A 17,998-nucleotide genomic window follows, 5' to 3' on the forward strand; every position below is an offset into this window, starting at 1 on the left:
GAAGCTTCACTCTGTTAGGTTGGTGCGTAGCACCAACCTAACAGAGTGAAGCGACTAATTCAATACGGTAGCTGTCGATTTATGCCGTTATAGTACAGATTAGAGCGTTGAATGTACACATCACACTTGAAAAACACACATACCACCTCCAGTCCCCAGTAGAGCATACACACATGATAAGCTGCTTAGCAGCTTATCATGTGTGTATGCTCAGGTGTCAATAGCTATTTTCCCGATATCTGCCGATATCTGCCGATATTAAACGTTTGACAGCGATCTTTCACATCGTTAACCTGTAATGGCACTGGCAAAATCCAGTGTCGGGATTAGTACCCCGCAGTAACTTACGGCACATGGATGCCAGCGTTTTGCTGGTTTTTTTATGTGCGGCTTCGGCACACCTGAACATAGGCGTTTTACCTAAAAGACGTACTATCAGTATTATGGTGGGCTGGACGAGGGCGCTTCGGCGCGCCGTTTCGTAAGTGCGGTAGTACTAACCTTGTTCAGTTCACCACCCGAAGATTAGTACCTTTGGCTGGTGAGATAAAAATCACTTACGGAGGTCATTATGCCTAATACAACTTCCCTTACCCTGACTGTATCTGATCTTGTCTTTAATCAAGGTGAGAAAATTCGTACCACCTCCCTTAAAGTCGCAGAAGCTTTTAACAAGCAGCATCGTGACGTCATTCGTAAACTAAATAACCTAGAATGTTCAGATGAATTTAACGCGCGCAATTTTACGCACGTTGAATATCACGATAGAAAAGGCGAGTTACGCAAGGCGATAGAAATGACCAAAGATGGCTTAATTTTCTTGGTTATGGGCTTCACTGGTACGAAAGCCGCCCAAATTAAAGAAGCCTACATTAATGCATTCAACCAAATGGCTTGCCAACTCCGTAGCGCAATGCCAATACTTCCACCGTCTCAATATCAGCTGCCTGCAAGTCGATTACCAAACTTCTATGATTCTGGTTGGTTGCCTGCAAAGTACGAACGCTGCCAATCAGAAACCCATTGGACTTATCACATCAAATTCCAAATTCGACCAACTGGCGGAAAGTACTCCGCCAAATTCGAACTAGGAGTAGGTGGGAAAGGTGAAACCCAACCGTGGTTCTCATCAAGCGGTGCTGAGTTTATTGATAGCGGTTTTTACTTAGAGTATCGAGACATCGAAGAGTTGTGGGAAAACGTAAGGCTAGTATTAGAAAAGTATCGAGCGCATAGCCCGTATTGATAATAGGGCGGTCAAGCTCCCCCCGAACTTGACCTATCCAGACGCAGCAAGCAAAGGCGTTTGGGTTAGGTGTGCAAATAATGTACATTCTTACGGTTCGGTGTGTAAATGATTAATAGCTAACAAGCTGGTTTTCTACTTAGAAATGGCGACTGGATTTTAAATGTGTCGCCACTTTGTCGCCATTTTGTTCTTTGAACTTGTTTAAGTTATTGAATTTTAAGTTCTATTCTGGGTTGAAAATGTTATGTGGATTAACATTCATGAGGCCATTGCTCATAACGAGAAGACCATGGCTGAGAGCCCGAAAAAGGGCATGAGCATTGAGCGGGAAACGTTTCTGCTGCATTTGATAGCCAAAGAAATGCTTTAAACCCCCTAGTTTATGCTTGATACTCAAACTCAACCGTCAAATTAAAAAAACATAACGAATAAAACGAAATGCCCCCCAACGATTGGAGGGCATTTTTTATGAGGTAGAAGCCTTCTCTCTGTCTTAAATAAGCGATTTCTCACATAAGCGATGTTGCAAATAAGTTAGGTTCTAAATCGATTCACTTGACGCTCCAAGTGGTGAGCAACTTCAGTTAAGTCGTTCGCCGCACCTGAAATGCTGCTAACCGATTCTTGATTACTCTGTGCTATGGTATTGGCACCCTGCGCATTCTCACCCAATGACTTAGTTAGGCAATCTTGTTCATCAACCGAAGCCGCAATTTGGCTGTTGGCCTGATTCAAATCTTGAATATGTTGATTAATCACATGTAAGTTTTGAGAAGCTTGTTGCGCCTGAGTCGAAGCATCGGAAACCGTGCTGTGACTCGCTTTGATAGACTCTAATGCGTCTTTAGCACCACGTTGCAGTGAGGTGATCAGTTCATCAATCTGGCTTGCAGAATCTTGGGTGCGCTTCGCTAGAGTTCTCACTTCATCGGCTACTACGGCAAATCCACGGCCCTGCTCACCCGCACGAGCGGCTTCTATGGCTGCGTTCAATGCCAATAGGTTGGTCTGTTCAGAAACGCCTTTGATAACTTCAAGAATGGCACCAATGTTTATCGACTCTTTGTGTAGGTTGGTCACTTTCTGACTGCTGACCTGCATGCTTTCATCGGCACTGCCAATTTCGTGCAGGGTTTTGTCTACTTCTTTTAATCCCATTGCCACATTCTCAGTTGCTTGGTTTGCCACTTGAGATGCATGGTTAGCACTGGTGGCAATTTCTGAGGTGCTTGACGCGAGTTGATCAACGGCGGATGTAATATTGTTCATTTCATTGTTCAATTGTGTTGCGTTGGTCGAGCTGGTGTTGGTGACTTGATTGAGTGACTCTGACATCTCGCCAATCCGTACACTAGAGTGGTTTACTTGCCCAACGATATCTCGCAGAGACTCAATGGTGATGGCCATGTTGGTCAGCAATTCGCCAATCTCATTTTTACTCTCGATGTTCACTTCAACGTTCAGGTTACCCTGAGAAAGTTCGTTAGTGATCCGTTTAACCTGATCGATGCCTTTGGTTATCGATCGAGTCACCAAAACCGCACTCGTCATACCAATGATCAAAGCCACACCAGTCAGCAAGATGATGATTTGAATGGAGCGTTTTTTGCTGGCTTGCAGTTTTGGCGTGAGTGCTTGTTTCTGTTGTTCAAGAATACTCTGGGCATCCGCTACCGCGATGGCTAAGCTGTTGCCAATTGAGACAAGGGTTGCTTCTCTTTGGGTGTTTTCAATCATCTGTTGATGAACGAGTTCAAAGCCTTTTTCATACGCTTCGCGTTGGTTAGAAAAGTCTTTAATCAGTTCACTTTGATAAGGGGAGGATTGAAGAGACTCAATGTCACTCTCTATACCTGGTAATGCATATTCAAAGATATCTTTACCGGCTTCATAAGTTTTAAGATTGTTGTTATTTGAGTAATTTAACACGGTGATTTTGGCGAGGAGAAAATTCTCCATCAGCATGCCCGCGTACAAGCTCGCATTTGGGTCATTGTTGTTGTAAGACTCATACAATAAGCTCTGAGCGGCTTTGAGTGCGTTGGTTTCTCTTTGGACCATATCGACGTTCACGAGTTTGTCGATGAGTAACTGACTCTGTTTCATAGAGCTATAAGCCGCATCGAAGGCTTCAACACTGTCTTGCACTAACTGTAGGCTCGATAAGCTATCATTTTTGGTGGAGGTTTGGAGAAGCTGGTTCAACAGATCATCAATGGCGAGTTTACTTGCTTGATAATTCGTTTCATATTGCTTATCCAATGAGTCTATATAACGTTCAGAGGCTAAACGCATCTGAAGAAAGTGCACTTGGATGTTACCTGATAGTGTCGTTTCATGGCTAAGTTCACTGTATTGACTAAAGCCTTGCGACAAGGTTTGGATGCCTTTGTAACTCACAACGCCGGAAATGACGAAAAAGAGCAAGCAGATGGCATAACCTAGCTTAATCTTGAGTGCTATAGAAAGGTGGCGCATAACTATCCCTATATTGACCTGATTCCTTCGCTGCTGAGTATTTCATAAAATAGTATTTCAGGCAGAATTAAGTGAATGGTTTGTGTGATAAGTAACGCTTTGGTTGGGGAGGTGTTGCTTTTTTGTTCTTCGGTGAGTGCTATATTTAAGTTCGTCATTGGTAGGAGTAAGCACTTATGTTCGTACATAAGAAGTGAGTTAAACAAACCCTGAATCTAGATTGCTAACGGACAGACTCCAGCGCTGAGTTGATACAAAAACGCGAGCCGCCTGGCTTAAAGCCGAAACGTCTCGCGAGAATCGTGTGGGTTTTGTTACCGTTTATACATAGACGGGTTGTGTTAGATACACAATGCAAAAATACCGATGATCATTAAAACGATCGTGGCGTACCAGCCATATTGTGACGTTTTATCGGCTACGAAAACCTTGATATAATTGATTTCCTCATGTGCTGTTGCAATAAACTCAGCGGCGTTAATCGATAATTCACGATCAGTATCTTTGAGGTCTCGTTGTAGTTTTTTAAAAACCTCATCAATAAAGGCTTTTGTTTCCGAAGCAGATGAATTAGCACCTAAAGTTAGGCTATTCCATACTGCCATTCGCGATTCATATTCGCTTTCACTGACACAATTAAGCACGCGTAAATCATACTCTCGTTTGTTACGCTCTTTCCCTAATCGGTCAGGGCAAATATTTCTTAATACGTTCACGACAAATTTTCCAACAGGTTTATTTAGATATAGAAAAGCGCTCAAAGAGGGCTCATAAACTGGTGCGAATCGATGTTCAAAAAGTGATCTATTTAAAACTGAAATAAACGACAACATACCGGTGTCACTTACATCGGAGATTTGAAGTTTGGTTTGTCATGTCAAAGAACGGCTGCGGCTTATTCATTTTTTGTTGCTGTTTTTTCTTCACAGCGCTCAACTTGAGGTGACCAACCCTTTGGGTTCGCATAGTAGTGATGTCACTTTGGGACATCAACTAGGGTGTTTTATCCACACGACAAAGATATTTATCGGTAAGATGAGCAGAAATAAGGTAGTGCTGACGAATCCAAGACCAAGGTGTCTGGATGAAGATATCTAACGATTATGACCAACAATGGTATGATCGCGGGCTCAGCACCATAAGTGATAAAGAATAGGAAACAGAATGACCAACCTTACACAACAGCAAGAAGCTGCAATGGCGGCGTTCAAGGAGAACTTACACCTGCCAAATGGTGGTTTTCATAAACTGATTATCGAGCTAAGTAAGGAATATCAGCTGCCTTTCCAAAAAGTGCGTGGCGTTTTAAAGAAAGCTCAAAAAGATGTGGAACGACAGATACGAGAAGACTTTACCAGTGTTAACGATGTCGTACTAAGCCAAGCTCACTGGGTGAACATCATTAAGTCAAAACTCGTTGAGCTAGCGAAAGATAACCAAACGATCATGGATAAGCTGCAACAAAACCTCAAGTATCAAAAAGTGTTGTCGGCAACCGAGGGTTCAATCGCAAGCGAAGACCAACGTGACGAGTTGATTGAAGAATTGATTCAAGCTTATGAGAAAGAGGTGTTCAAACCGTTACTGGCGATGCTGCATACCACAAAGCTGTATTGGACGTTAATGCTGGTGGATGAGACATGTAAGATGAATGAGGAGAATCGTGAAAAATTCAATGATTACCCTCAACACATGCAAGCTGCAGAACACTTATATACTCTTGATCAGAAGTTAAGGTCGATGCCGTTAACTTATTAGTCCATGAATGCACTGATAATGACTCATTGGTGATTCAGAGTTCGATATAAGTTGGTTTCAATAGAAGTACGATAACCTAGCTAGCGTTAGCCGCGTGTGAAATGCAAAAAGGGCTAGGTTTCTGAACGGTTTTACTTCTACTCTATTTTGTTCTGCTAGAGCGAATTGAGGGTGACATCTTTTACATCTTTGGGACTAGGCGGTGTTGCTTTCTGTCGCCTTTGGAAAATGCTATAGGAGTGTGAAATGTCCTAGGGTGTTTCCGTTGCCTGAAACGATAGTTCCGATGCTTTCTCGTTCATTAAATTCAAAGTCGATGAGATAACTGTGGTGGTGTAGCTTGGGCAATATGTGGCGGTGAAGTATATCGCTATTGAGCTGTCGAATCTCGGTGACCCATGAAACTTCTTCTCGGTATAAGTCTATTTTGATTTTGAGCATTTATTACCTTTTAGTTTATTAACGGTTTTTTCGCGTGATAGTTGGTACCAATGGGTTTGTCGTGTTGTTCTGCGTGACATAATTGTGCCTTGTGTTTATTACATTTGTATTTAAGTTGTCGATCTATTTTTAATTTGCTCAAAAGAAAGCAAAGGATGAATAGAACGGTAGTAGGATCGAATTTAAAGCTATTGAATGACTATCTAGGTGAAAGCTGACGCAGAGAGGGTGTAACGAGGGAATCGAGAACTGTCTGTGTGGAACTTGGACTTACTTTAGCATTAACAGCTCTTTAAACAAGAGCCAATTGGAGGATGATACGCGTATTTTTTGAAATGGCAAGTCCATTTTAAATTAATATGAGATTTGGCCTAGCTGTTTACGTTTTGTTTGATTAACTCAATGACCGCATCGTACCTGTGTGGCAGTTTTTGATTTCTTTTCTGAACCAAATACAAGGTCTCCTCAACTTCAACCTTGGGCGGCACAACGTGCAGTTTGTCTCTTTCTGGAAAGTGTTCAACCGCACTAGCCGGTAACACGGTAAAGCCCAACCCTTTTGATACTGGCAGTAAGATCTGGTGAAGTTGATTGATGTAGCCAGACTTTGGTATCTCATTAACGTTGATACTCGCAAGATCCTTATCCCCACATAAGTCAAAATATAAAGACAGATAGTGAGCCGAATCTGGGTGTGCAATGAGGCCAATGTCGTTTAACACCGTTGGTGTTATCTCTAGATCTGCAAGATTGTGGGGAACGATAAGGTGCAGACTCTCTTGGCCTATGACTTGGCTTTGGTAGTAGCTGTCGTTAGGTGAGTGCCTCACAATGCCGATATCGGTATTGCCTTGGAGTAAGTCATTCAATATCTTTTGGTTTGGCGCCGCTTCGAGGTGAATGCTTAATTCTCGATGTTGCTGTTGCAGTTGCAGAAGCTTCGGATAAAGTCGTAAAGATAAAGAGCCAGAACAGGAGAGGTTACATTGGCCTGCATAAGGGTTATCAAAACTTAGAGACTCAAATAAGTCTTCTTGGTTTTTCGCTAACTGAAGTGCATAACGATAGACAATCCGACCTTGTTCAGTCAATTCAAAACTCTTTTTTTCCCGAGATAACAGGTCACAGTTGCAAGCTTGCTCAAGTTTTTTGATGTGTTGGCTCACACCCGGTTGTGTCATGTACAGCTTGTCTGCAGTTTGAGTGAAATGACCAACTTCAACCAGAGTCTTAAACGTATTGAGCCAAAGTGGGTTAATCATACTCATCTCTCACCTGAAAATAACAAAAAATTATTATTATATTAAGTAATGATAATTTCAACGTGTATTACCTAAGATCTGATGCACTGTAGCGCTCATTGTATACACGTTCTTCATTTAGCCCGTCACTGCCCCGTTCGAGCTTTACGGTTGAGACTCTTCATCGTCCAAATTGTCAGCGTAGCCTTTCGGTGGTGGTGTCCAACCACGCTCAGAATGACTATGCTTATCTGAACGGTCTTTTTTCATATCTTCTTTCATTGCTTCTTCAAGATTAATGAAGATTTGTCGATAATTGTTGTCGTAGCGCGGGTTCTCTTGAGCTTCAGACCAAGCTTGGTAAAGTTTTTCAGACTTGCGGCTTTCAACACGTTGATACGTTGATTTTTGTTGTTCGACGAAGAAGGGGTGGTGACCTAAAGAACGTAAGGCTTCAGCCCCCATCTCAAGCGCTGAGTGATACGTTTCTGATTCTACAAAGTCAGCCCCTGCTTCTTTTAATCGGTAACTATGACCGCGGTCGAATGCACGTGCTAAGATTTTTACTTTAGGGTAGGTATGTTTGACGTATTTAACCAATTCAACGCTTGAATCTGGGTTATCGATGGCAATGACAAGCATCGCCGCTTCTTCGATTCCAGCGGTATGCAATAGGTCATGACGAGTGGCGTCACCAAAGTAAGACTTAATATTGATGGAACGCAGCAAGTCAACTTGGTTTGCTTGATGATCCAGAACCACCGTATTGACGTCATTCGAGACCAAAAGGCGGTTAACGATTTGACCGAATCGACCAATGCCAGCAATAATGACCGTGCCTTTTTCGTCGATGGTATCTTCTTCGCGGTCGTTCGATTTTTGTTGGTAACGAGGCAATATCACTTTATCAAATAGAATGAATAACCCTGGTGTTAGGAACATTGAAAGCGCGACAACTAGCGACAGGGTCTGGACGATATCAGCAGGTAATACGTGGTTTTGAGCGGAGAAACTCAATAACACAAAACCAAACTCACCGGCTTGTGCCAAGCTCAATGTAAACAGCCAACGATCGCTGTTCTTGATCTTGAATATTAATGCCAGCGTAAACAGCACCAGTGCTTTAAGTATCATCACGCCCAATGTCAAAGCAAGAATGAGTGCAAAGTCGTTAAACAGTATCCCAAAGTTGATACCCGCACCCACGGTAATAAAGAACAGCCCAAGTAATAAGCCTTTGAACGGATCAATGTTGGACTCCAGCTCATGTCGGAATTCACTGTTAGCCAGTACAACACCGGCTAGGAAAGTGCCTAATGCTGGCGATAAGCCGACTAGGCTCATTAGTGCTGCAATACCAATAACCAACATCAGTGCTGTTGCTGTAAAGATTTCACGCAGGCCAGAACTGGCAACGAAACGGAATAGTGGTCGACTTAGATAATGCCCACCAACAACGACAATCGCGATAGAGGCGGTGATGACTAGGCCGTATGCCCAACTTGGTAAGCCTGCAACCAAACTTAAGTCATCATGATGTGCTGCGGCTTGAGCTGAGCTCTCTGCTAAAGTCACCAGTTCAGGGAGAGCCAGTAACGGAATGAAGGCGAGCATTGGAATCACGGCGATATCTTGGAACAGCAAGACCGAGAACGCATTTTTGCCACCTTCTGTCTTAGAGAGCCCTTTTTCGTTAAAAGTTTGCAGAACGATCGCGGTAGATGAAAGAGCGAAGATCAAGCCAATAGTAAGAGCGATCGTCCAAGGTTGTCCAAAAACTAATGCGATCCCCATTACCACTGCCGCTGTTGCACCAACTTGAAGGCCACCCAGTCCAACTAAGCGGTTTCTCATCGCCCACAGCATTTTAGGCTCAAGCTCAAGCCCGACTAAAAATAGCATCATGACTACGCCAAATTCAGCGAAATGTTGAATCGTTGTGGTTTCGTCACCAACCAAGCCGATGATTGGACCAATCACGACGCCGGCTATGAGGTAACCAAGCACCGAGCCAAGGCCAAGCCTTTTGGCGATCGGTACAGCGATGACCGCCGCAAGTAAATAGATAAATGCTTGTAGAAAATATCCTGTCATTGTTTCATCTCAGTCATTAATTGTTCTACATAGTGGTTTAATTTTTCTGCTTTAGTGGCTTTTTTGATGTTGATTCTGTCTGCAACTAACGCTTGTAAAAGCGTCTTATAGTTATCGACATGTTGTTGAATACGTTTTTCTTCTAATGCCGTCCGAGAGCCAAAAAGCGCAAAAGGAGCAAGGTAATTCATTCCACATAAGGACGCGGTTTGCTCTAAAGGGTGAAGCAGTTCTCGAACAGTGAAGTGGTTATAACCATCGCTTTGGTAAGCTTCTTTTTTACCGCCTGCTGTGATGCAACACAGTAAGCTCTTACCTTGCAGTTTGTTTCCATCAACACCGTAGGCAAAGCCATATTCTAGAACGAGATCTTGCCACTCTTTAAGAATCGCCGGCGTCGAATACCAATACAGAGGGAACTGAAAAATGATGATGTCATGATCCAACAGACGTCTCTGTTCACGGTCAATGTTGATTTTAAAGGTTGGATATTCAGCGTAGAGATCGACACAGGTGACTCCATCAATGCGCTGAGCTTGTTCAAATAAGGGTTTGTTTGCTTCAGAACGGTGCTGAGTTGGGTGGGCGAATAGCACCAAAACTCGATTTTTCGACATACAGCCCTCTTTGTTTATTCTCGAACAATGCGTATTGGGATTATCGATATACAATAATAGAAGAATGGTTAAAGAACAACGAATTAGCCCATACTAATTTATGGAGTCAATACGATTTTTGGTGATCCGTTATCTAAAGCACTCGCCAATTTGTGCATAGCTGACACACACTGTCTATGACTGAGTAAAACTAATTGTTCGCGAATAATAAAAGCGAATTAGTGTATTTTATGGCACCGTTGGGGACGAACATAAATAATGCAATCACCCGACATAGAACGACAATGAATAGAGGAAAAACTATGAGCATGGACTTGCGTCAACAATGTAATTTGTTGCTTTCTGGTCACTTAGAACCCTCTCCAGCACAAACATTCTCTCAGATGGCAGAATGGTGTGAGAAGCACAATATAAGCCATGATAGTTATGGTGATGGAGAGTTTATAGAAAGCTTTGAAGCCAAAGTTGCCGATTTGCTCGGCTATGAAGCTGCCGTGTTTGTCATTACAGGTACAATGAACCAGGCAACCGCCCTACAGATCGCGTGCCAAGAAAAAAGAAATCCAGTAGTGGCGATGCATGAGTCGAGTCATATCATGCGTCATGAACGCCAAGGGTATCAGCTTCAAAATCGATTCAACGTGTTGCCCGTCGGAAATGCATTTCGAACTTGGAATGTCGATGACTTAAAAGCATGGCCCGATGAAATTGCAGCGGCTTTATATGAATTGCCGATGCGAGAAATTGGCGGGCAATTACCTGAGTGGGAAGAGCTAGAAACGATTAAGCATTACTGCAAAGCGCAATCCATTCATCTGCATATGGATGGTGCGCGCTTGTGGGAGTGCGCTGCGTATTATCAAAAGCCATACCGTGAGATAGCTAACGGTTTCGATACTGCTTATGTATCGCTGTATAAAGGTCTCAATGGCCTTGGTGGTTCGTTACTGTTAGGCGATAAAGCCTTTGTGGCAAAAGCATCGGCGTGGATGAAGCGTCAAGGTGGCAATGTCTATCATCGAACGCCTTATGTGGTGTCAGCGGCCATGCAATTTGATGAGCGATTAGGCCTGATGCCTGCGCTATATGAACGCACCAAACAGGTTTATCAAATATTACAAGATTACCCTCAGTTCACGGTTAACCCGCAACAACCGCAGGCTAACATGCTTCACCTTTATCTACCGGTGAGCTACGAAGACGGCATTATTGTGAGGGATAACATCGCCAAGAAGCATAAAATTTGGATCGGGAACCCAGCGATCAGCGAATGGCCAAACCAATGTAAGATTGAATGGTATGTTGGTGATAACTTACTGAATTTGCCTGATCATGAGCTGATCGACATTCTTGATTTGATTAACGAAGAGCTGATTTGATTACAGAATAGTTAACTGCAGAAAAGCGGATCTAATGGCAATGGATACAGGAAATAGGTCCGGTATCCACTTTAGACCAATATATGTAACAGGCTCTGTTACATATATTGGTTGATGTAGACGTCAACTAAAAACATGAATACCGGTACCGTACTGATAAGGCCGAAGAAGACGATTGGCACCCAGTTTTTCATTGTCTTTTTAGGTTGCTCGGTGTTGTTCATAAATTCGGCCTTAAATAAGTGATTGTGTCTGTTTAGCTTTGTGGTGTTAAAAACCTAATTGTATGGTATCAAATAAATGGGTTGAGCCCTATGCAGATATAGAGAACCGTGGCGTGTATCAATCACATAAAGTGTAAGTGATTCATAAACGGTTCATAAAGGTTCAACAATAATGGACCTTTATGAACAAGCATTGCTTTATTCGGCATATCAAATAAACAGCACTCAATGAGTTGGAGAATACAGAATGAAAACAATCGGAAACATCATTTGGTTTCTGTTCGGTGGCGTATTTATGGGACTGGCGTGGTGGTTTTTCGGATTGATCGCATTCCTAACCATCGTGGGTATCCCATGGGGGCGAGCGTGTTTTGTTATGGGTAGCTTCTCATTCTTCCCATTTGGTCAGGAAGCGATTTCGCGTGACGAGCTGACCAATGAAATGGATATCGGCACAGGCCCGCTGGGTATGATTGGTAATGTTATTTGGTTCTTTTTGGCGGGGATCTGGCTTGCGATTGGTCATATCATGTCAGCCGTGGCGTGTTTCATTACTATCATCGGTATTCCGTTTGCGATTCAACATCTTAAATTAGCGCTTATCTCGTTGGCGCCAATCGGTAAAACGGTTGTCGACAAACGTGAAGCAGAAGCAGCACGAGTAAGAAATTACAAAGGCTAAGATGACACTCTCAGCTTAGATTAAACTGAAAAAACACATCGTATGATGTGCTTTTTTGTGTTCCTATCTTATGATGCTCATTTTAGAAAGCGAACTAAACGTTGTTGAGTGACATCGTTGAGCTACACATTATTGAACAGGACTTCAAGCCGAAAGGTGATGTTGGCTTCTTCAGTATGTTTTTTATTCGGTTCTCGTTCCCATTGATAACGAGGAATGAGCTCGTAGAACAGCCACTCTTTCCAGACGTTTTGTCGGTAGGTCACCGAAACCTGAGCGTATTCGTAATGATTATAAGGCTTATCCGTTGCATTGATCGTGGCGCTATATTGAAGCGCTTGGTCTTGAGCAAGATAATGATATAAGGTGAATCCCGTACCATAGATCCAGCCATCAAGATCGTCATTGTACCCGGCAAAACTTGACCAACGAACTAAGAAATCATCACTGAGTGATAGGTCAAAGTCGATATCGGTGATTTCTCCAGTCTCTTGTTTCTCTTGATATATGCGTTGGGTAAGCCTGAATACCGCATCGGTTGTGAGAGGGTAGGTAAAACGATAGCGAGCTTCGATGCGTGGACGCAATGTCACCTTAATATTGAAGCTGCTGTAGCCTTTAGCATAGGCGTCGTAACGCAGGCCAAGCGCACTCTCTAGTTCTTTTGAATCTTGTGGAAAGAAATCCAAGAACTCTTCATCGCTGACAGATTCGTAGATTAACTTGAGCCGTTTGCTGACAAAAGGAAGATGCAAACGTGCATTGAGCTTGGTGGAATAGTCAATCTCACCACCTTCCGAATACGTAAAATCGTTATACCAACGCACAGACGTTCCTGCTCTGGCATCTTCAGTAATGCGTTCATCCACAAAGAAGCTATCAAACCACAATGCGGGCTGGCAAAACTTACGGTTTAGGAAGTGGTAGGCTTTTTCGATAGGGGCGTCTTCTAACGCTTGGCTGTGACACGCATTTTTTTCCTCTGCCTGAACGGAGTATGAAAGGAGTGACGTTAATAATGAGTAGTTCGCTATCCTAAGACTCAATGGAACCTGTTTGTCATTTTATATATCAATAGGTTAACTATAATCAAGCAATTGCAATAATGCGACTTTTTTAGTGATTAGTGATTAGTGATTAGTGATTAGTGACGAGGGAAAGGTTTGGAAAGGATCGGACCGCGAAAAAAACGGACTCAGAAAGTGAGCCCGTTTGTATTTAGGTTGATTTGTTTCTAGAACAGCCTTTAACCAAGAGAGGCTAATAGAGCCCCGTCTCTAGATTACATTGCCGCTTCGAAAATCGCTGAAATTTCTTCGTGTGTCGCTTGTTTAGGGTTAGTGAATCCACACGCATCTTTCAGTGCGTTATCAGACAGCGTTGGGATGTCTTCTAGTTTAGCACCAAGCTGTGCAATGCCTGTTGGGATGTTGACATCGTTTGCAAGTTGAACAATCGCGTTGATCGCTGCTTCTGCGCCTTGATCTGCTGTCATGCCTTCCACATTCACCCCCATAGCTTTTGCTACATCACGTAGACGCTCTGGGCAAACTTGTGCGTTGTAACGTTGAACGTGTGGAAGCAAAATGGCGTTACATACACCGTGTGGGAGGTCGTAGAAACCGCCTAGTTGGTGTGCCATTGCGTGAACGTAACCCAGTGACGCGTTGTTGAACGCCATACCCGCCATGAACTGTGCGTAAGCCATTTGCTCACGAGCTTCAATGTCTTCTCCGTGCGCTACCGCAGTTCTTAGGTGCGCTTGTACAAGCTCGATGGCTTTAATTGCCACAGCGTCTGTAATTGGCGTTGCTGCGATAGAAACGTAAGCTTCGATTGCATGCGTTAATGCGTCCATACCTGTAGCGGCTGTTAATGATGCCGGTTTAGCCAGCATTAACTCAGGATCGTTGACAGAGATAAGCGGTGTTGTGTGCTTATCAACAATTGCCATCTTGATGTGGCGAGCTTCGTCAGTGATGATGCAGAAACGTGTCATTTCCGATGCGGTGCCTGCTGTGGTGTTGATAGCAATCAAAGGCATCATTGGTTTCTCAGACTGATCGACGCCTTCGTAATCAGCAATCTTTCCGCCGTTAGAAGCAACCAGAGCAATGCCCTTCGCACAGTCATGTGGAGAACCGCCACCAAGAGAAACAACAAAATCACAATCGTTGTCGGTCAGCAATTCAAGGCCATCGTTCACATTAGTGATGGTTGGGTTTGGTTGGGTACCGTCGAAGACAACGGCGTCTACGCCTCGCTGACTAAGAAGATCTTGTACCTGCTTAACTACGCCAATTTGATTCAGGATCTTATCGGTAACGATCAAACCTTTTTTGAATCCTTGAGATTGGATGCTATCAGCCGCATCTTTCAGACAGCCAGTGCCCATGAAGTTGATTGTAGGGATGTAAAATGCAGTAGACATTGGAGAGCTCCGTTAGTAATGATTTTTTATTTGCTACATGGTGTCGATATTCAAGGGGTTGACTATTGATCTAGAACAACTTTGATTCTGAACGGATACTTTGTCGCGAGTCGTTGTGATAAGGCTTATATAGCAATCGTTTCCCTAGTTTTTAGTGTATTTTTGTCATCAATAGATAATGATAAATAGACTCAATCAGAAGAATAATGGTGAACGATAACAATGAAAAATAAGCTTATTTACTGACAACGTGTTCAATGTCAGCTTGTGATGCATTTTTCTCTGAGTCCTCACTGCATTCAATTTGTGGTTCTTCATTATCAAGCGTGTCCTCTGGTTCATCGTCATAGTATTTGACAAGAAAAGGGGTAAGCATGACTGACGAGGGTAAAAAGTGCTTCATAGTACCTCCCGGTACCTAAGTGTATTTCTTGTATGGTATTGGTTTAATATGTGGCAACATTTGCGATATATCATGACTTGCGACTTGTTTTCTATAAATGATTAGATTTATATACAAGCTCACAAAATTGAGGGTAAAGTGATGCCACGGCCTTTTAGGCCGCGATAAAAACAACGAAAAAAATAGTGTAGGCGCGGCTCAACAGTGCGAATAATAGGACATAAAATGAAGTACGATTGGATATTCTTTGATGCAGATGAAACCTTGTTCCATTTTGATGCTTATCAGGGAATGAAGTTGATGTTTTCTCGTTTTGGTGTGGACTTCAGCGAACAGGACTATTCAGCTTATCAGAAGGTGAACTTACCACTTTGGGTTGATTATCAAGATGGTCGTATTACCGCAGACCAACTGAAGCACACGCGCTTTGAAAATTGGGCTGAAAAGTTAGAGACAACGACGACGGCTTTAAACAGTGCATTTTTAATGGCGATGGCGGATATCTGTTCTTTATTACCGGGGGCACAAGAGTTGATGGAGTCTTTAAAAGGCAAAGTGAACATGGGCATCATCACGAACGGTTTTACAGAGCTGCAGTCAATCCGGTTAGAGCGCACAGGAATGACCGATTACTTTGATCATGTGATCATTTCTGAAGAGGTTGGGGTCGCTAAGCCTGATGCCCAGATTTTTGAATATGCGCATAAGCTGGTTGGATTGCCATCGAAACAAAGAATATTGATGGTCGGGGACAACCCACATTCCGATATTTTAGGCGGACTCGATTTTGGCATCGAAACTTGCTGGTTAAACAGTCAAGAAAAGGCAACGCCAGAGGGGATCACTCCTCACTATCAAGTAAAGTCTTTGGCTGACTTGCAAGCGTTGCTACTGGCTTAGTTAATAGTTAATAGTTAATAGTTAATAGTTAATAGTTAAGTGTCACTAGCGAATACGTAATAGCAAACGGTTGATTTGGCCCGTTTGCTATTGATGGCCGAGTACGAAAATGTACTCGGCCAATTATTTTTAACTTGGTTTAACCATAGAGTGATCATCAAAACAGATAAAGGAAAAGGCGTGCTGAAATCTCATCGTTATAGCTGCTACGGTATTATCGCCATCTTACTCTGGAGCTGCTTGATTGCTCTGTCTCGTAGTGTCTCAGAACAGCTAGGTCCAATTGGTGGGGCTGCCAGCCTTTACACGGTGAGTTCGTTGTTGTTGGTTTGTGTTATGGGGCTACCTAAGCTTTCACGCTTTTCTAAGTCTTACTTGCTGATTGGCGGCGCCTTGTTCGTTTGTTATGAGATTTTCCTGGCTCTGGCTTTGGGAATGGCGAACAGCCGACATCAAGCCATAGAGATGGCAGTAATCAACTATCTATGGCCGGCACTGACGGTGTTGTTTGCGGTGTTGCTGAGCGACAAGAAGATTAACTGGTTGGTTTATCCAAGTATCTTTTTGGCATTCTTTGGTGTGGCTTGGAGCATCAGTGGTGATCAAGGTCTATCTGTTGATCAAATTGCTGCCAACATTGCGACGAACCCTAAAACCTATTCGATGGCGTTTTTGGGTGCGATTATTTGGGCTGTTTACTGTAACTACACCCAGCGCGTTGCTAAAGGGCAGAATGCGATTGTGCTTTTCTTTATCGCTACGGCGATCACTCTGTGGATTAAATACGCATTGAGTGATGAAACCGGCATGGTGATGACAACGAGTGCGGCGATTGACTTAGCGTTGGCTGGGGCCTGTATGGGAGCTGGTTATGCACTTTGGAACACGGCGATTCTTGGTGGCAACATGGTGTTTTTGGCAACCATGTCGTATTTCACACCAATCTTTTCGACTGTGCTCTCTTCTTTAATTTTGGGTTTAACATTGAACATCGCTTTTTGGCAGGGCGTATGTATGGTAACGGTTGGCTCGCTGGCTTGCTGGTGGGTAACAAGAGAAAAGCCGACAGCAAAGGTGTCGGCTTCTGAAGAGGTGTTATCTCAAACTTAATCTGGTTTTAGGTTACGCTTATTTTAGAGCGCCAGTTCAGACGTAAAGCTAGCTTGCGACATTAAGATTCAATTGAAGATCATACGGCATCTTCGATAGGCGTCGCTTAAGTTGGCGGCGCGTACGTTCAATATCATCGACCGCAATCGCATCTTGGTCGTTGGTATGAATATCAATGTTGATTCTTAGCTCAGGGCCTACCTTAGTTACCCCCATTAACTCCAAATCTTGATCCGCTTCTTTGTCTACGGCGATAACGTTCTTATCTACCGCATCACAAATATCTTTGGTCGCCGACATCATCAGCAATTCGCGCATTGCTTCACGTAACATGTCGACAGGCACTTTGATGAAGTAGAAAGACATTAACAACATCATCATTGGATCAGCATACACCGCGTATTCAGCAAACGGAGAGTAAGTCACCACCCAAGCCACAACAAAACCTGCTGTTACCGCCACACTTAATAGGGTGTCCATCTGCCACTGTTTAGATTCAGCTTGAATCAAACCAGAAGAAATACGTTTACTTTTATTGGTGATGTACCACCAAGCGTAACCACACCCCAATACGTTGAAAAGGCCAAATAGAGTCGCGACCGAAGCATCCACTTCACGGCCACCCGTCATCAAAGCGCCAATGGCTGAGTAAAGCGAGTAACCGACTACAAGCAAAATCACAACGGCTTTAATGGCAATAACAATCGGTTCAATGATTGCTCGACCAAACGGGAATGCCGTATCTGAAGGGCGGTTAATGTACTTAGAGGCTGCGAGTGACAATAAAGTTAACAGTAAGCTGATAAGAGAGTAAACACCGTCAAATACAATGACCAGAGAGCCAACGAGCAGACCCAATACCAATCCGCCAATGGCGAAGCCTGATGCTAAAAGGGCTGAGAATAATAATACTCGGTTTTCGTTTTGGCTTTTCCTGTCACACATAAAATTTTCCAGATGTTTTTGATAACTTCATTGTTCTAATATTGAA

General features: G+C 43.3%; 17 protein-coding genes and 1 pseudogene. 7 read left to right on the top strand and 11 right to left on the bottom strand.

Annotated elements, in window-relative coordinates:
* Positions 1–571: 571 nt before the first annotated feature.
* A complete protein-coding gene (locus L4B77_RS08845) occupies positions 572–1,246 on the top strand; it encodes a Rha family transcriptional regulator (RefSeq protein WP_429749868.1) in 675 nt (224 codons plus the stop codon).
* A gap of 247 nt (positions 1,247–1,493) precedes the next feature.
* Positions 1,494–1,619: pseudogene (locus L4B77_RS08850) on the top strand (DNA mismatch repair protein MutT); the annotation flags it as partial.
* 164 nt (positions 1,620–1,783) lie between these two features.
* On the opposite strand, the gene L4B77_RS08855 reads toward L4B77_RS08850, so the two are convergent.
* Both L4B77_RS08855 and L4B77_RS08860 read right to left on the bottom strand, forming a co-directional pair.
* Positions 1,784–3,727, bottom strand: coding sequence for a methyl-accepting chemotaxis protein (locus L4B77_RS08855; RefSeq protein WP_372066621.1), 1,944 nt, complete (start codon positions 3,725–3,727; stop codon positions 1,784–1,786).
* A gap of 341 nt (positions 3,728–4,068) precedes the next feature.
* Positions 4,069–4,443, bottom strand: coding sequence for a thiamine-phosphate diphosphorylase (locus tag L4B77_RS08860; RefSeq protein WP_261840761.1), 375 nt, complete (start codon positions 4,441–4,443; stop codon positions 4,069–4,071).
* A gap of 448 nt (positions 4,444–4,891) precedes the next feature.
* Between L4B77_RS08860 and L4B77_RS08865 the strand changes: the two genes are divergently transcribed.
* The gene (locus L4B77_RS08865; protein WP_429749871.1) at positions 4,892–5,485 is read left to right on the top strand and encodes a hypothetical protein; all 594 of its coding nucleotides are present in this window, start codon (positions 4,892–4,894) and stop codon (positions 5,483–5,485) included.
* Positions 5,486–5,716: 231 nt separating this feature from the next.
* Here the strand turns inward: L4B77_RS08865 and L4B77_RS08870 are convergent, their stop codons facing one another.
* The 4 genes from L4B77_RS08870 to L4B77_RS08885 form a co-directional block, all read right to left on the bottom strand.
* Positions 5,717–5,926 (bottom strand): hypothetical protein, encoded by a 210-nt coding sequence (locus L4B77_RS08870; protein WP_261840218.1) that lies wholly within the window; start codon positions 5,924–5,926, stop codon positions 5,717–5,719.
* Positions 5,927–6,297: 371 nt separating this feature from the next.
* On the bottom strand, positions 6,298–7,188 hold the full coding sequence (locus L4B77_RS08875; RefSeq protein WP_261840217.1) for a LysR family transcriptional regulator: 891 nt from the start codon (positions 7,186–7,188) through the stop codon (positions 6,298–6,300).
* Between the two features lie 144 nt (positions 7,189–7,332).
* Positions 7,333–9,261 carry a monovalent cation:proton antiporter-2 (CPA2) family protein gene (locus L4B77_RS08880; protein ID WP_261840216.1) on the bottom strand — a complete coding sequence of 643 codons (1,929 nt, stop codon included), beginning with the start codon at positions 9,259–9,261 and terminating at the stop codon, positions 7,333–7,335.
* Positions 9,258–9,878, bottom strand: a complete 621-nt coding sequence (locus L4B77_RS08885; RefSeq protein WP_261840215.1) for an NAD(P)H-dependent oxidoreductase — start codon at positions 9,876–9,878, stop codon at positions 9,258–9,260. The genes L4B77_RS08880 and L4B77_RS08885 overlap by 4 nt, the downstream gene beginning before the upstream one ends.
* 302 nt (positions 9,879–10,180) lie before the next feature.
* Between L4B77_RS08885 and L4B77_RS08890 the strand changes: the two genes are divergently transcribed.
* Positions 10,181–11,257 (top strand): threonine aldolase family protein, encoded by a 1,077-nt coding sequence (locus L4B77_RS08890; protein ID WP_372040936.1) that lies wholly within the window; start codon positions 10,181–10,183, stop codon positions 11,255–11,257.
* A gap of 98 nt (positions 11,258–11,355) precedes the next feature.
* On the opposite strand, the gene L4B77_RS08895 is transcribed toward L4B77_RS08890, so the two are convergent.
* On the bottom strand, positions 11,356–11,481 hold the full coding sequence (locus tag L4B77_RS08895) for a hypothetical protein (protein ID WP_261840214.1): 126 nt from the start codon (positions 11,479–11,481) through the stop codon (positions 11,356–11,358).
* Positions 11,482–11,728: 247 nt separating this feature from the next.
* Between L4B77_RS08895 and L4B77_RS08900 the strand changes: the two genes are divergently transcribed.
* Positions 11,729–12,163: a YccF domain-containing protein gene (locus L4B77_RS08900; RefSeq protein WP_261840213.1), complete on the top strand. Its 435-nt coding sequence runs from the start codon at positions 11,729–11,731 to the stop codon at positions 12,161–12,163.
* Positions 12,164–12,285: 122 nt separating this feature from the next.
* On the opposite strand, the gene L4B77_RS08905 is transcribed toward L4B77_RS08900, so the two are convergent.
* The 3 genes from L4B77_RS08905 to L4B77_RS08915 form a co-directional block, all read right to left on the bottom strand.
* Positions 12,286–13,209, bottom strand: a complete 924-nt coding sequence (locus L4B77_RS08905; RefSeq protein WP_429749875.1) for a hypothetical protein — start codon at positions 13,207–13,209, stop codon at positions 12,286–12,288.
* A gap of 236 nt (positions 13,210–13,445) precedes the next feature.
* The gene (yiaY, locus tag L4B77_RS08910) at positions 13,446–14,594 is read right to left on the bottom strand and encodes an L-threonine dehydrogenase (RefSeq protein WP_429749877.1); all 1,149 of its coding nucleotides are present in this window, start codon (positions 14,592–14,594) and stop codon (positions 13,446–13,448) included.
* Between the two features lie 235 nt (positions 14,595–14,829).
* Positions 14,830–14,997 carry a hypothetical protein gene (locus tag L4B77_RS08915; RefSeq protein ID WP_372066635.1) on the bottom strand — a complete coding sequence of 56 codons (168 nt, stop codon included), beginning with the start codon at positions 14,995–14,997 and terminating at the stop codon, positions 14,830–14,832.
* Positions 14,998–15,222: 225 nt separating this feature from the next.
* On the opposite strand from L4B77_RS08915, the gene yjjG reads away from it, so the two are divergent.
* Entirely contained in the window at positions 15,223–15,897 is a 675-nt protein-coding gene (gene yjjG, locus L4B77_RS08920) for a pyrimidine 5'-nucleotidase (RefSeq protein ID WP_429749879.1), read from the top strand.
* 180 nt (positions 15,898–16,077) lie between these two features.
* On the top strand, positions 16,078–17,007 hold the full coding sequence (yddG, locus tag L4B77_RS08925) for an aromatic amino acid DMT transporter YddG (RefSeq protein ID WP_372040939.1): 930 nt from the start codon (positions 16,078–16,080) through the stop codon (positions 17,005–17,007).
* A 48-nt stretch (positions 17,008–17,055) separates the two neighbouring features.
* Here yddG and L4B77_RS08930 read toward each other — a convergent pair whose 3' ends face one another.
* Entirely contained in the window at positions 17,056–17,952 is an 897-nt protein-coding gene (locus tag L4B77_RS08930) for a cation diffusion facilitator family transporter (RefSeq protein ID WP_429749882.1), read from the bottom strand.
* Positions 17,953–17,998: the final 46 nt, after the last annotated feature.

Source organism: Vibrio minamisatsumaniensis (assembly GCF_050337445.1).
GTDB classification, from domain to species: Bacteria; Pseudomonadota; Gammaproteobacteria; order Enterobacterales; family Vibrionaceae; genus Vibrio; species Vibrio artabrorum.